The organism is Burkholderia reimsis, from assembly GCF_003294055.1.
In the GTDB taxonomy this organism is placed as follows: domain Bacteria; phylum Pseudomonadota; class Gammaproteobacteria; order Burkholderiales; family Burkholderiaceae; genus Burkholderia; species Burkholderia cepacia.
This window is the reverse complement of sequence record NZ_QMFZ01000022.1, coordinates 1-12896: the sequence shown is the minus strand read 5'-3', so window position 1 is coordinate 12896 and position 12896 is coordinate 1. Positions and strand designations below refer to the sequence as shown.

Annotated in this window: 14 protein-coding genes and 1 pseudogene; 12 read left to right on the top strand and 3 right to left on the bottom strand. The window is 69.8% G+C overall.

Annotation, left to right across the window (positions count from 1 at the left end; translation table 11 throughout):
• The first annotated feature begins 15 nt into the window (after positions 1-15).
• From DPV79_RS23760 to DPV79_RS23730, 7 genes are read left to right on the top strand one after another with little or no spacing between them, the layout of a single operon-like run.
• Positions 16-585 carry a GspH/FimT family pseudopilin gene (locus DPV79_RS23760; protein WP_060062249.1) on the top strand — a complete coding sequence of 190 codons (570 nt, stop codon included), beginning with the start codon at positions 16-18 and terminating at the stop codon, positions 583-585.
• Between the two features lie 2 nt (positions 586-587).
• A complete protein-coding gene (gspI, locus tag DPV79_RS23755) occupies positions 588-1022 on the top strand; it encodes a type II secretion system minor pseudopilin GspI (protein WP_059493991.1) in 435 nt (144 codons plus the stop codon).
• Positions 1000-1689, top strand: coding sequence for a PulJ/GspJ family protein (locus DPV79_RS23750; RefSeq protein ID WP_081057200.1), 690 nt, complete (start codon positions 1000-1002; stop codon positions 1687-1689). The genes gspI and DPV79_RS23750 overlap by 23 nt, the downstream gene beginning before the upstream one ends.
• 2 nt (positions 1690-1691) lie before the next feature.
• Positions 1692-2837, top strand: a complete 1146-nt coding sequence (gspK, locus tag DPV79_RS23745; protein ID WP_113046681.1) for a type II secretion system minor pseudopilin GspK — start codon at positions 1692-1694, stop codon at positions 2835-2837.
• A 26-nt stretch (positions 2838-2863) separates the two neighbouring features.
• Positions 2864-4222 carry a type II secretion system protein GspL gene (gene gspL, locus DPV79_RS23740; RefSeq protein WP_059493849.1) on the top strand — a complete coding sequence of 453 codons (1359 nt, stop codon included), beginning with the start codon at positions 2864-2866 and terminating at the stop codon, positions 4220-4222.
• Positions 4219-4725 (top strand): type II secretion system protein GspM, encoded by a 507-nt coding sequence (gene gspM / locus DPV79_RS23735; RefSeq protein WP_021162223.1) that lies wholly within the window; start codon positions 4219-4221, stop codon positions 4723-4725. The genes gspL and gspM overlap by 4 nt, the downstream gene beginning before the upstream one ends.
• Positions 4726-4756: 31 nt before the next feature.
• Positions 4757-5545, top strand: coding sequence for a type II secretion system protein N (locus tag DPV79_RS23730; protein ID WP_113046632.1), 789 nt, complete (start codon positions 4757-4759; stop codon positions 5543-5545).
• Positions 5546-5567: 22 nt separating this feature from the next.
• Here the strand turns inward: DPV79_RS23730 and DPV79_RS23725 are convergent, their stop codons facing one another.
• Positions 5568-7139, bottom strand: a complete 1572-nt coding sequence (locus DPV79_RS23725; protein ID WP_113046631.1) for an efflux transporter outer membrane subunit — start codon at positions 7137-7139, stop codon at positions 5568-5570.
• A gap of 285 nt (positions 7140-7424) precedes the next feature.
• Positions 7425-7709 carry a hypothetical protein gene (locus tag DPV79_RS23720; RefSeq protein ID WP_048023998.1) on the bottom strand — a complete coding sequence of 95 codons (285 nt, stop codon included), beginning with the start codon at positions 7707-7709 and terminating at the stop codon, positions 7425-7427.
• A 174-nt stretch (positions 7710-7883) separates the two neighbouring features.
• Between DPV79_RS23720 and DPV79_RS23715 the strand changes: the two genes are divergently transcribed.
• From DPV79_RS23715 to DPV79_RS23705, 3 genes and pseudogenes are all read left to right on the top strand, one after another.
• Positions 7884-8375 carry a MarR family winged helix-turn-helix transcriptional regulator gene (locus tag DPV79_RS23715; RefSeq protein ID WP_113046630.1) on the top strand — a complete coding sequence of 164 codons (492 nt, stop codon included), beginning with the start codon at positions 7884-7886 and terminating at the stop codon, positions 8373-8375.
• A gap of 178 nt (positions 8376-8553) precedes the next feature.
• Positions 8554-10116, top strand: coding sequence for a DHA2 family efflux MFS transporter permease subunit (locus DPV79_RS23710; protein ID WP_021162228.1), 1563 nt, complete (start codon positions 8554-8556; stop codon positions 10114-10116).
• Positions 10117-10143: 27 nt separating this feature from the next.
• A pseudogene (locus tag DPV79_RS23705) lies at positions 10144-10530 on the top strand (type II toxin-antitoxin system VapC family toxin).
• Between the two features lie 23 nt (positions 10531-10553).
• Here the strand turns inward: DPV79_RS23705 and DPV79_RS23700 are convergent.
• Positions 10554-11480, bottom strand: coding sequence for a LysR family transcriptional regulator (locus tag DPV79_RS23700; RefSeq protein WP_021162230.1), 927 nt, complete (start codon positions 11478-11480; stop codon positions 10554-10556).
• A gap of 140 nt (positions 11481-11620) precedes the next feature.
• Here DPV79_RS23700 and DPV79_RS23695 point away from each other — a divergent pair, with 140 nt between their 5' ends.
• Together DPV79_RS23695 and DPV79_RS23690 are read left to right on the top strand one after the other, a co-directional pair.
• On the top strand, positions 11621-12097 hold the full coding sequence (locus DPV79_RS23695; RefSeq protein WP_021162231.1) for a CidA/LrgA family protein: 477 nt from the start codon (positions 11621-11623) through the stop codon (positions 12095-12097).
• A 13-nt stretch (positions 12098-12110) separates the two neighbouring features.
• Complete coding sequence (locus tag DPV79_RS23690) at positions 12111-12833, top strand: LrgB family protein (RefSeq protein WP_113046629.1); 723 nt, start codon at positions 12111-12113, stop codon at positions 12831-12833.
• The last annotated feature ends 63 nt before the right edge of the window (positions 12834-12896 follow it).

The following is a 12896-nucleotide window of genomic DNA, read 5'->3' as shown; positions in this document are numbered from 1 at the left end:
TCGTTCCCGTTCTTCATGCTCGCCATTCGCACGACCTCCCGCTGCGGTCGCGACCGCCGTGTGCGTCGCGGCGCGGCTTCGTCCGTGCCGGCGCGTGCCGACGGCGGGCCGACGAAGCACGGTGCGCGGCGGCGGCGCACGCGCGGCTTCACGCTGCTCGAAATGCTGGTCGTGCTCGTGATCGCGGGCCTGCTCGTGTCGCTCGCGTCGCTGTCGCTCACGCGCAATCCGCGTACCGACCTGCGCGAGGAAGCGCAGCGCATCGCGCTGCTGTTCGAGACCGCCGGCGACGAGGCGCAGGTGCGTGCCCGGCCGATCGCATGGCAGCCGACCGAACACGGTTTCCGTTTCGACGTGAGCTCGCCCGACGGCTGGCGCACGCTGCGCGACGACCTGCTGCGCCCGCGTGACTGGGACGGCGGCGTCACGGGCGCCGACATCGACTATCCGGGGTCCGACACGCGCGCGAGCCGCGTCGTGTTCGGCACCGAGAGCATCGACACGCCGGTGCGCGTGACGCTGCATTCGGCCGCCGGCAGCGCGACGATCGTCGGCACCGGCAACGGCCGCTACGAGGTGCAATGACGATGCGTCGTCGCCTGCCCTCCCCCGTTGCTTCATCGCACCGCCATGCCCCGACGGGACTTCATGCGCGGCGCGGTTTCACGATGATCGAGGTGCTGGTCGCGCTCGCGATCATCGCGGTCGCGCTCGCCGCGTCGATCCGCGCGGTCGGGACGATGGCGACCAACGCCTCCGATCTTCATCGCCGGCTGCTCGCCGGCTGGAGCGCCGACAACGCGCTCGCGCAGATGCGGCTCACGCATGCGTGGCCGGAGATTGGCGAGCAGAGTTTCGACTGCTCGCAAGGCAACGTGCAGCTCGTCTGCACGCAGCGCGTGAGCACCACGCCCAACCCGGTGTTCCGGCGCGTCCGGATTTCGGTGAGCTCGCCCGGGCATGCCGGCGTGCTCGCGCAGATGGTGACGGTGGTCGCGAATGAAACCAGCCGTCCGCTCTGACGCGCCGATGCGACGCCCGTTCGCCCGCCCCGCCCGCGGCTTCACGCTGATCGAGCTGATGATCGCGATCGCGATCCTCGCGGTGGTCGCGATCCTCGCGTGGCGCGGGCTCGACCAGATCATGCGCGGTCGCGACAAGGTCGCGGCCGCGATGGAAGACGAACGCGTATTCGCGCAGATGTTCGACCAGATGCGCATCGACGCGCGGCTCGCCGCGACCGACGACGAAGCCGGCCAGCCGGCGATCGGCGTCGCCGGCAACACGCTGCAGATCGTCCGCGAACTCGACGTGCCGGGCGTCGCGCCGCGGCTGCAGGTGGTCCGTTACCGGATCGCCGGCGGGCGGGTCGTGCGCTACGCGTCGCCGCCGATCGACGACGCGAACCGGCTGCGCGGCATGCTGAAGGACAGCAGCGTCGAAGGCTGGAGCTGGGTCGCGCTGATGGGCGGCGTCGGCGCGATCGACGCGAAGCTGTACGTGCCGCGCGTGGGCTGGACCACCAACCTGCAGACGGCCGACGACGCGCTCGCGCAGAACAACGATGCGCTCAAGGTGCCGCAGCTCGGCAACGCGCCGCCGACGCGCGCGGTGACGGGGCTTCAGGTCAGCATCGGTGCGACGTCGCTGCGCGTGCCGGTCACGCGCATCTTCCTCGTCGGGGAATGACGATGCGCGCGCGCCCTCCCCGTTCATTGCCTGCCGCCCGTGCTGCCGCGCGTGCTGCCAGCCACGCACGGGCACGCGGCCGCCAGCGCGGCGCGGCGATCATCACCGCGCTGCTCGTCGTCGCGCTGTCGGCGATCCTCGTCTCGGGGATGCTGTGGCGCCAGCAGGTGCAGATCCGCCGCATCGAGAACCAGCGCGAGATCGCGCAGGCGCAGTGGGTCGCGCGCGGCGCGCTCGACTGGACGCGGATGATCCTGCGCTCCGAAGGCGATACGGCGCCCGGCATCACGTACCTCGGCGGCATCTGGGGCGTGCCGATCGCGAAGACGAAACTGTCGGACTTCCTCGGGCGGATCGGCGCGCCCAACGACACCGGCGGCGAAGACACCTATATCTCCGGCTCGATCGAGGACGCCCAGGCGAAGTTCAACCTGCGCAACCTCGTGGCGTCGCCGGCGCCCGGCGTGCTGCAGTTGAACGTCACGCAGGTCCAGGCGTTCCAGCGCCTGCTGACGACACTCGGCTACGACGGCGCGTTCGCGAAACGCGTCGCGCTGCAGGTGCGCGCGGGCCTGCTGCATTCGGCGACGCGTTTCCAGATGCCCACGCTGCCGGGCGGCGGCACGGCGCCGCCGGTCACCGCGCCGGTGGCGACCGATCAGCAGGGCGGCGGCGGCTTCACCGACGATCCCGGCATGACGGGCGGCGACCGCGGGCCCGCGCCGCTGATGATGACGGGTGTCGACAGCCTGCTCGACGTCGACGGCGTGACGCCCGAGATGGTCGCGCGGCTGCGCCCGTTCGTCACCGTGCTGCCGACCACGACGCCCGTGAACATGAACACCGCGCCGGCCGAGGTGATCGCGGCACTGATCCCGGGGATGAGCGTGTCGTCCGCGCAGGCGCTCGTGTCGCGCCGCGAGACCGTGTTTTTCCGCAACGTCGCCGATGTGCAGCTCGCGCTGCGCGGCGCCGGTGCGCCGCCGAACGTGACGCTCGACTCGAGCCTCGTCGACGTCAATTCGAGCTATTTCATCGTGCATGGCCGGATCCAGCACGAACGCGCGGAGGTCGATCGCACCTCGCTCGTGTATCGTGATCCGACCACGCACTCGACACGGGTCGTGCGCATTCGCGACCAGCTATAACGACGCCATTCGGGAGAGGAGCTCTTGTGAGCACGTTGATTGTTTCTTTGCCGCCGCGCGAGCCTGCCGTGCCGTTGCAGGAATGGCAGTGGCCCGAGCTGCCGTTCACGCTCGTCGACAAGGCCGGCCACGTGCAGCGCGCCGGCCGCGCCGCGCTGGCGCTGCTGCCGCGCGCGAATGCGACGGTGCTGATCGTCGCCGCGCGCGACGTGCTGCTGCTGGCCGCGACCGTGCCGCCGCTCAAGGGCCCGAAGCTGCGCCAGGCGCTGCCCAACATCGTCGAGGATCAGCTGATCCAGGATCCGCTCGGGTGTCACATCGCGCTCGATCCGGACGCGCTGCCCGACGGGCGCCGCGTGCTGGCTGTCGTCGATCGCGCGTGGTTCCGCACGATCTGCGAAGCGTTCACGGCGGCCGGCCACCGGCACCTGAGCGCGGTGCCCGCGACACGCTGCCTGCCGGCGCCGCACGCACCCGCGGCGCCGGCCGACGGCGAGGTCGATGTCGCGGCGGTTGCCGCGGACGCCGTCGACACGCCGCCGGCCCGCCCGGCGACGGTGGCCGCGGTGCTCGGCCTCGCGACGGCGGTCGAACCGGTGCTCGTCGAGGCCGGCGCGCTGCCGGCCGCGGCCGGTGCGCCGCGCCTCGAACTCGCAGTCGCGCGCGGTGCGCTCGGCGAAGGCTTCGCGGCGCCCGCGTCGCGCGCGGCCGGCACGCTGGCCGCGCTCGCGGGCGGCGGCGACGTCGAACTGTACGAACTCGGCGAGCCGGGCGCGGAGCCGCGGCTCGCGTCGGTCGGCCGCGCCGACGGCCCGCTGCTGCCGGGTGCCGCGCCGCTGTCGTTCGACGCGTTCGCGCGGCGCGCGCTGACCGAGAAGTTCGACCTGTGCCAGTTCGAATTCGAATCGCAGCCGTGGCGCTTCGATCGCGCGACGGTGAAGCGCCTGCGCGTGCCGCTCGCACTCGCCGCGGCGACGCTCGGCGTGGCGGTGATCGGGATGAACCTGCACTGGTGGAAGCTGTCGCGCGAACGCGATGCGCTGTCGGCGCAGATCACCGAGACGCTGCTGTCCGCATTCCCGAAGACGACGACGGTGCTCGATCCGCCCGCCCAGATGCAGCGCCAGCTCGACCAGTTGCGCGTGGCGGCCGGCGAGCTGTCGCCGAACGATTTCCTCGCGCTGTCGAGCGGGCTGTCGCGATCGATGGGTGCGCTGCCACTGAACGGCATCGCGTCGCTCGACTATCACGACCGCCGGCTCGACGTCGGCTTCAAGCCGGAGGTCAAGGTCGATCCCGATTTCACGCAGCGCCTCGCGCGTAACGGACTGTCCGGCGAAGTCGACAGCAACACGGGCAAATGGACGATCCGGAGCCGCTCATGAAGACGGAACAACTGAACCAGACGCTGGCCCAGTTCTGGGGCGAGCGCTCGCCGCGCGAAAAAATGCTGCTCGGCTGGGGCGGCGCCGTGCTGGCGGTCGCGATCGCGTATTCGGTGCTGTGGTCGCCCGCGCAGGAAGGCCGCGCGCGGATCCAGCGCGAGCTGCCGACGATGCGCCGCGAGCTCGCGCAGATGACCGCGCAGGCGAACGAGGCGAAGTCGCTGGCGGCCGCCGCGCAAGGCGTGGCACCGACCGGCCTCGCGCTGAAGGATGCGCTGACCGCTTCGCTGTCCGATCACGGGATGCAGGGTGCGCAGGTACAGATCGTCGGCAACGGCGTGCAGATCCAGATGAAGAACGTGTCGTTCCCGGCGTGGACGCAGTGGCTCGACGATGCGCGCCGGCAGTTCAAGGTGCAGGTCGGCGAGGCGCATGCCACTGCGCTGAAGGACGACGGCCAGGTCGACCTGACGGCCGTGATGCAACCGTCTACGCAGAAATGACGCAGTGGATGACGCAAGTGGCGGTCGGCCGATGAGGCCGGGGATGAAGCGGCTCGCCACCGCATTGCCGTGGGTACTGGCGGGCGGACTGGCGACGGCGGTGACGCTCGTCGCGCTCGCGCCGGCCGCGTGGGTCGCGCCGCAGTTCGCGCGCGCGACCGGCGGGCACGTGAATCTTGTCGATCCGGACGGGTCGCTGTGGCACGGTTCGGGCACGCTGATGCTCGCGCCGGGGGCCGACCAGAGCGCGGCGACGCTGCTGCCGGGCCGGGTCGAATGGACCACGGGCTTCTGGCCGCTCCTGACCGGACGCGTGCAGATGCGCATGCGGCAGACCGACGCGATGCCGGATGCGGTCACGCTCGATGCGACGTGGCGCGGCGCGGTGTTGTCGGCGGGCACGATGGCCGTGCCGGCGTCGCTGCTCGCGGGGCTCGGCACGCCGTTCAACACGCTCGACCTGCAAGGCGACGTGCGGCTCGGCTGGAGCGACTGGCGCCTGATCGGCAACAACGCGTTCGGCCAGCTGACGGTGACGATCGACTCGATGAGTTCGCGCATCTCGCGCGTGAAGCCGCTCGGTTCGTACCGCGCGGTGCTGCAGGCGAAGGGGGCCGGCGCCGATCTCGACCTGTCGACGACGCAGGGCCCGCTGTTTCTCGACGGCCACGGCAACTTCGGCCCCGGCCAGGGATCGTTCCGCGGCACCGCGCATTCGGCGCCCGAGCAGCAGGCGAACCTCGCCGGGCTCCTGAACCTGCTCGGCCACCCGATCGGGAACAACGAGGTTTCGCTGATCTTCGGCGACGCGCAGCGCTGACGCGCGCGTCGCCCTTTCCTTCCTACTTCTGCGCGAGCGGCGCGGCGACCGACGGTGCGGTGGCCGCCGGCGCGGCCGCACCGGACGCCGGCACGGGTGCGGGCGCCGCCATGTCGCCGTTCTCGCGCGCCATCTCCGCGACGTTCCACCCGCCGCCGAGCGCCTTCACGAGCCCGACCGACGACACCATCCGCTGGCCGGCGATCGTCGCGAGCTTCTGCTGCGCGGTGAACGCGGTGGTCTGCGCGGTCAGCACGTTCAGGTACGCGACCGTGCCGGCCTTGTACTGGTTCGTGACGATCGCGAGCGCGTGCTCGGCGCTGTCGACGGCCTGCCGCTGCACGTCGATTTCCTGCGCGAGGATGCGTTGCGACGCGAGGTTGTCCTCGACGTCCTGGAATGCGGTGAGCACCGCGAGGCGGTACGCGGCGACGTCCTGGTCGTAGGTTGCACGCGCGGCGTCGGTCTGCGCGGCGCGCAGCCCTGCGTCGAACAGCGTGGCCGCGAGCTGCGGGCCGACCGTCCAGAAACGCGCCGGCAGCGTGAACAGCTGCGACCACACCGAGCTCTGGAAACCGCCGGTGGCCGACAGCGTCAGGGTCGGGAAGAACGCCGAGATCGCGACGCCGATCTGCTCGTTCGCAGCCGCCGCACGGCGCTCGGCCGCCGCGATGTCGGGCCGGCGCTCGAGGATCGCGGACGGCACGTCGACCGGCGTGATGGGCGGCTCGGCCGCGAGCGGATTCGGCGGCAGCGAGAAGGTCGACGCCGGTTCGCCGATCAGCGTCGCGATCGCATGCTCGTACTGCGCGCGTGCGACGCCATTGTCGATCGACGCCGCCTGCGCGCTTTGCAGTTGCGTCTGCGCCTGGATCACGTCCGCGCGCGCGGCGACGCCCTGCGCGTACTGGTTCTGCGTGAGCGTCAGCGACCGCTGGTACGACTTCACGGTGTCGTCGAGCAGCTTCTGCAGCGCATCGGACGTGCGCAGCTGGTAATAGGTTTGCGCGAGCAGCGCCTGCTGCGACAGCCGCGCGTTCGCGAGATCGGCCGCGGCCGCCGCTTCGCCGGCGCGCTGCGCGCTGACGGTACGGCTCACCTTGCCCCACAGGTCGGGTTCCCAGCTCGCGTCGAGGCCGACGCTGTAGCTGTTGTTGATCGAACCGGACGAGCCGCTGCCGAAACCCGACGACGAACCCGACGATACCGACGTGCGCGGCGTGCGGGCGCGCGAGCCCGACGCGGTCAGCCCGACGGTCGGGAAGTACGCGGCACGCGCCTCGGTGACGAGCGCGCGCGCCTGCCGGTAAGCGGCCGCCGATTGCACGATGGTCTGGTTCGATGCGTTGAGCTTGCCGATCAGCGCGTCGAGCTGCGGATCGTTGTAGACCGTCCACCACGGGCCGCGATCGGTGCGGTCGGCGGGTTGCGCGACCTTCCAGCCGGCCGGCGCTTCCTTGTATGCGGCGGGGATCGACGTGTCGGGCCGGTGATAGTCGGGCCCGACGGCGCAGCCGGCGAGCAGCACGGCCGTCGCGACGGCGACGGCGGCGCTCAGCGGGCGAAGGGCGCGCGGGAGGGAGGCGTACGGCATGGTGATTTTCCTGTCTGGGCGTGACGTCCGGCGAGCGGCGTCGCGCGATGCGGTCGTCGTGCCGCTGGCGGACAAATGGTAACTGACGGCGGGATAGCTGCGCAGCCCAAAGGGTACGGTGCGCGGCGACAGGAATGTGTTACCGGCGCGAGCGGCCGGTTTACCGGCCATTACGGCTCGCTGGCCGGAAGACGGGCGGGCGGTGCCGGCCGTGCGGGGCGCGGCCGGGGTTCGGGACGGAACCCGGACGAAACAGTCGGGAAGGCAGGCGGAAGGCGCGTGCCGTCAGTGGCAGCGCGCGGGCAGCGGGAGCGGTTCGGCGGCGGGCCGCCATGTCGACGGCTCCGTCGCGGCCGGCTGGCCCGTGCGGCGCGCACCGTCTTTCGCGTTGCGCTGCCGGCGATGATCGAACCATGCCACCCCGAGCGCCGCGAGCGAGCCGCCCGGCACCACCAGCATCGTCACGTACAGCGCGATCTTCCAGCCGCGGTGCGGCCCGGAAAACACATGGTGAGCGGTATCGGTCAGGTTGCGGCGCAGTGCGCCGGCGGCATTTTTCAGGAACAGCATCGCGAACATCCTCGGGTGCCCGGCAGCGCGGGCGAATCGGTCAGAACATAGTCTCCGGCAGTGCAACATGCACGTCGTAACTGGTAGTCTCGAATAATATTGACTAAGCAATCAATTTTCAAGATACTGGGCGCGTCCAAATCCGAAACGCACTATTGCTGCGCGCGCAATCGCATGACCGGCGGCCTCTACGATCCCGAGAACATCACGCTGGAAACGAGCCTCGGCTATTACCTGTCGAAGGCGAAGCAGGCGCTCGTCGAGCGGATGGATCGCGCGCTCGAGCCGCTCGACCTCACCGCGCAGCAGATCGGCGTGATCCTGCTGCTGGCACGTGGTTATGCGCGTACGCCGTTCGAGCTGTCCCGCAAGATGTCGTACGACAGCGGCTCGATGACCCGAATGCTCGACCGGCTCGAACGCAAGGGGCTGATTGCCCGCTCGCGCAGCGAGCAGGACCGCCGGATGATCGAGCTGACGCTGACCGAACGCGGCGCCGACGCTGCCCGTGCGCTGCCGTCGCTGATCGCGACCGCGCTCAACGCGCAGCTCGACGGTTTCTCGGCCGACGAGCTTGCGACGCTCACCGGCCTGCTGCAACGCTTCGTCGCCAACGGGCCCGGCACCGCCGGTTGCCCGAAACCCGACGACGAAGCGGACTGCTGATGTGCGCGGAGGCCCCCATGTCTAGGTTAAGCGTTCGCTTATTTATCTGTCTGGGCAGAAGATGACAGGGCACGCGCTCCCCTTTTCCCTTTATCCGTTCCACCCGGCCGGGCTGCGCTGCGGCGCACACCCGTGCGTTGTGCCGGCGCGTCGCGCGCGCCGCGTCTAGGAGATTTCGATGTCCGCCACCACGGCATCCGCCGCCTCCCCCGCCGCCGAACCCGCGCCGCTGTCCGGCGGCGCCCTCGCGCTGCTCACCGTCGGGCTGGCGCTCGGCACCTTCATGGAAGTGCTCGACACGTCGATCGCGAACGTCGCGGTGCCGACCATCTCGGGCAGCCTCGGCGTCGCGACGAGCGAAGGCACCTGGGTGATCTCGTCGTACTCGGTCGCGTCCGCGATCGCGGTGCCGCTTACCGGCTGGCTCGCGCGGCGCGTCGGCGAGGTGCGGCTGTTCACGCTGTCGGTGCTCGCGTTCACGATCGCGTCGGCGCTGTGCGGCCTGGCGACCAACTTCGAGACGCTGATCGCGTTCCGGCTGCTGCAGGGCCTCGTGTCGGGGCCGATGGTGCCGCTGTCGCAGACGATCCTGATGCGCAGCTACCCGCCCGCGAAGCGCGGGCTCGCACTCGGGTTATGGGCGATGACGGTGATCGTCGCGCCGATCTTCGGCCCGCTGCTGGGCGGCTGGATCAGCGACAACTACACGTGGCCGTGGATCTTCTATATCAACCTGCCGATCGGCATCTTCTCGGCGACCTGCGCGTATTTCCTGCTGCGCGGCCGCGAGACGAAGACGACGAAGCAGCGGATCGACGCGATCGGCCTCGCGCTGCTCGTGATCGGCGTGTCGTGCCTGCAGATGATGCTCGACCTCGGCAAGGACCGCGACTGGTTCAACTCGACGTTCATCGTCGCGCTCGCGCTGATCGCGGTCGTGTCGCTCGCGTTCATGCTCGTGTGGGAGGCGACCGAGAAGGAACCGGTGGTCGACCTGTCGCTCTTCAAGGACCGCAACTTCGCGCTCGGCGCGATGATCATCTCGTTCGGCTTCATGGCGTTCTTCGGCTCGGTCGTGATCTTCCCGCTGTGGCTGCAGACGGTGATGGGCTACACGGCGGGCAAGGCCGGCCTCGCGACCGCGCCGGTCGGGCTGCTCGCGCTCGTGCTGTCGCCGCTGATCGGCCGCAACATGCACCGGCTCGACCTGCGGATGGTCGCGAGCTTCGCGTTCATCGTGTTCGCCGGCGTGTCGATCTGGAACTCGACGTTTACGCTCGACGTGCCGTTCAACCATGTGATCCTGCCGCGTCTCGTGCAGGGGATCGGCGTCGCGTGCTTCTTCGTGCCGATGACGACGATCACGCTGTCGAGCATCTCCGACGAGCGGCTCGCGAGCGCGTCGGGGCTGTCGAACTTCCTGCGCACGCTGTCGGGCGCGATCGGCACCGCGGCCAGCTCGACGTTCTGGGAGAACGACGCGATCTACCACCACGCGCGGCTGTCGGAATCGGTGAGCGTGTATGCGCAGAGCACGACCGACTACCAGGGCGCGCTGTCGCAGCTCGGCATCGTCGGCCAGACGGCCAACGCGCAGCTCAACCAGCTCGTCACGCAGCAGGGCTTCATGATGGCGACCAACGACTTCTTCCTGTTGTCGGCCTTCATGTTCGGCGCGCTCGCGGCGCTCGTGTGGATCACGAAGCCGAGGAAGGGGGCGGGGCCGGCGATGGGGCATTGAAATCGGCAAGCTGTTCGAGGGTGACGCATGAAGTTGCTGCTCGATACACACCTGCTTCTTTGGGCGGCAGCCGGTGCGGCCGAACTGCCCGCCCGCGCCGGTGCGCTCATCGAGGATCCCGCCTGTACACCGCTTTTCAGCGTCGCGAGCCTCTGGGAGATCGTCAACAAGCGTGGTCTGGATCGCGACGATTTCCAGGTGGACCCAAACGTGCTCCGTCGCAATCTCCTCGATGTCGGCTAGATGGAATTGCCGATCACGAGCGCACACGCACTTGCAGTCGAACAACTGCCGTCGATCCATCGAGATCCGTTTGACCGTCTCCTGGTCGCGCAGGCGATCTCGGAAGGCATTACGCTGTTTACGCACAACCCTACCATCGCCCGCTATCCGGGCCCGATCAGGCACGTCTGAGTGCGCCGGGCATCGCCCGGCCGTCACGCCCTCGCCCGCAACCCGCCGAACGCCAGATCGTCGCCGGGCGCGATGGGCAGCGTCGCCCGCGCGACGTCGAGCCACGCGCGCGCCGCGTGCGACAGATACCCCTTCTTCAGCCAGCCGAGCGCGATCGCCCACGTGATTTCCGGCTCGACGATCGGCCGGCACGTGAACTGGCCCGCGTCGAGCCGCCGGCAATACGGCTCGGGCAGTAGCGCGATGCCGACCCCCGCATGCACGAGCGCGGCCATGAAATCCCAGTGGCCGCTGCGGCTCACGATCGACGGCGTGAAGCCGGCCTGTCGGCACGCGTCCAGCACCGCGTCGTGCAGTGCGAGGCTTTCCGCGTAGAACACGAACGACTCGCGCGCGAGATCCGCGAGCGGCACGGCCGCGTGATCCTCCCAGCGCGACTCGCGCGGCGCGACGAGCCACAACGGCGCACGCACCATCGGCAGCCGCTCGAAGATGCCGGGATCCACCGGCTCCAGCAGCCCGCCGAGTTCCAGTTCACCCGACGTCAGCGCGGCCTCGATCATCCGCGCGCCCTGCTCGAACAGCTTCAGCTCGATGTTCGGGTAGCGCTGCTTGTACGCGGCGATGATCGGCGTGAACAGCGAGCCGCCGAGCGGCGGGATGCCGATCGTCAGCTCGCCGCGCCCGAGCGTGCCGAGATCGTTCAGCTCCGACTGCAGCTGCGCCTGTGCGGCGAGCACGTCCTGGCCGCGCTGGAACACGATCCGCCCCGCGTCGGTCAGCACCATCTGCCGACCGTCCCGCAGCAGCAGCGGCGAACCGATCTCGTCCTCCAGCGCCTTCACCATCTTGCTGATGGTCGGCTGGGTCACGAACAGCCTGTCGGCGGCCGCCGTGAAGCTCTGCTGGCGAACCACCTCGACGAAGTACCGCAGTGCGCGCAATTCCATCGATCACTCCCCAGATTGGTGCAACGAACACAATCAGAATTCCGAATTGGAATGATAAGGATAGAGACAAGTCATTTTATTTATGGTTAGGGGAAACCCTATACTCCTCCCATCAACGCAATATCTGTATGGAGCCTGCCATGACCAAGCCGACCGCTACTGCCGCCGCCCGCCCCGCCGCTTCGGGCAGCATTGCGCACACGGGCCGGATCGTGCTGCAGGCCGCCGCGCTCGGCGTGCTGTGGATGGCGGTCGACTGGGCCGTGCGCAGGATCGGGCTGCCGATTCCGTCCGGCGTGATCGGCCTCGCGGTACTCCTCGTGCTGCTGTTCTCGGGCCGCGTCGCACCTGCGTGGGTGAAGGACGGCGCGAACTGGCTGCTGTCCGACATGCTGCTGTTCTTCGTGCCGGCCGCCGTCGCGGCCGTGCAATACGGCGGGTTGTTCCGCGAGGACGGCTGGCGCATCGCGCTGGTGATGCTCGCCGGCACCGCGTTCGTGATGGTCGCGGTGGCCGTCGCGGTCGACCTCGCCGCGAAGCTCGAGCGCCGGCTCGCCGCGCAGCGCGTGTTCGCCGAACGCCGCCGCGCGCGCCTCGCCACCGTGTCCGCCCACTGAGCCGGAGCCTGCCATGTTGCCGCTGCTGTCGAACTTGTCCGCCGACCACGTGAATACCGCGATCTCGGTCGGCTGCTTCGTGCTGACGGTCGCGCTGTATTTCGCGTCGAAGCGGCTCTACGCGTACAGGAAGACGCTGCTGTTCTCGCCGCTCGTGTTCGTGCCGGGCGTGCTGGTGCTGCTCGTGCTGCTGACCGGCATCCCGTATTCGGTCTACTTCCGCGACACGCGCTGGCTGATGTGGCTGCTCGGCCCGGCGACGATCGCGTTCGCGGTGCCGATCTACGACTATCGCGACCTGATCCGCCGCCACTGGCTGTCGCTGTCGGTCGGCGTCGCGGTCGGGATCGGCGCGGGCGTGTGCGGCTCGCTGCTGCTCGCGAAGCTGCTGCACCTGTCGCCCGAGCTGCAGCGCTCGCTGATGACGCGCTCGGTCTCGACCCCGTTCGCGCTCGCCGTCTCCGACAAGATCCATGCGCCGAAGGACCTCACCGCCCTGTTCGTGATCGCGACCGGCATCTGCGGGATGCTGCTCGGCGAGATCGTGCTCGCGCTGGTGCCGATGCGCACGCGGCTCGCGCGCGGTGCGCTGTTCGGCGCGGCCGCCCACGGCGTGGGCACCGCGAAGGCGCGCGAGATCGGCAGCGAGGAAGGCGTCGTGTCGAGCCTCACGATGATGATCGCGGGCGTCGCGATGGTGCTGATCGCGCCGCTGCTGTCGCTGTTGCCGATCTGACGTTGTCCGGGCGGGCGCCACGGCTCGCCCTCCCCACCGCCCCTCGCCTTTCCCGCCTGACGG

Excerpts from the sequence above, each read along its gene's own strand:
- DPV79_RS23720 (WP_048023998.1), bottom strand. The coding sequence starts at position 7,709 with ATGCTGTTCCTGAAAAATGCCGCCGGCGCACTGCGCCGCAACCTGACC.
- DPV79_RS23700 (WP_021162230.1), bottom strand. The coding sequence starts at position 11,480 with ATGGAATTGCGCGCACTGCGGTACTTCGTCGAGGTGGTTCGCCAGCAG.
- DPV79_RS23760 (WP_060062249.1), top strand. The coding sequence starts at position 16 with ATGCTCGCCATTCGCACGACCTCCCGCTGCGGTCGCGACCGCCGTGTG.
- gspM (WP_021162223.1), top strand. The coding sequence starts at position 4,219 with ATGAAGACGGAACAACTGAACCAGACGCTGGCCCAGTTCTGGGGCGAG.
- DPV79_RS23690 (WP_113046629.1), top strand. The coding sequence starts at position 12,111 with ATGTTGCCGCTGCTGTCGAACTTGTCCGCCGACCACGTGAATACCGCG.
- gspI (WP_059493991.1), top strand. The coding sequence starts at position 588 with ATGCGTCGTCGCCTGCCCTCCCCCGTTGCTTCATCGCACCGCCATGCC.
- gspK (WP_113046681.1), top strand. The coding sequence starts at position 1,692 with ATGCGCGCGCGCCCTCCCCGTTCATTGCCTGCCGCCCGTGCTGCCGCG.
- DPV79_RS23715 (WP_113046630.1), top strand. The coding sequence starts at position 7,884 with ATGACCGGCGGCCTCTACGATCCCGAGAACATCACGCTGGAAACGAGC.
- DPV79_RS23695 (WP_021162231.1), top strand. The coding sequence starts at position 11,621 with ATGACCAAGCCGACCGCTACTGCCGCCGCCCGCCCCGCCGCTTCGGGC.
- DPV79_RS23710 (WP_021162228.1), top strand. The coding sequence starts at position 8,554 with ATGTCCGCCACCACGGCATCCGCCGCCTCCCCCGCCGCCGAACCCGCG.
- DPV79_RS23750 (WP_081057200.1), top strand. The coding sequence starts at position 1,000 with ATGAAACCAGCCGTCCGCTCTGACGCGCCGATGCGACGCCCGTTCGCC.
- DPV79_RS23730 (WP_113046632.1), top strand. The coding sequence starts at position 4,757 with ATGAGGCCGGGGATGAAGCGGCTCGCCACCGCATTGCCGTGGGTACTG.
- DPV79_RS23725 (WP_113046631.1), bottom strand. The coding sequence starts at position 7,139 with ATGCCGTACGCCTCCCTCCCGCGCGCCCTTCGCCCGCTGAGCGCCGCC.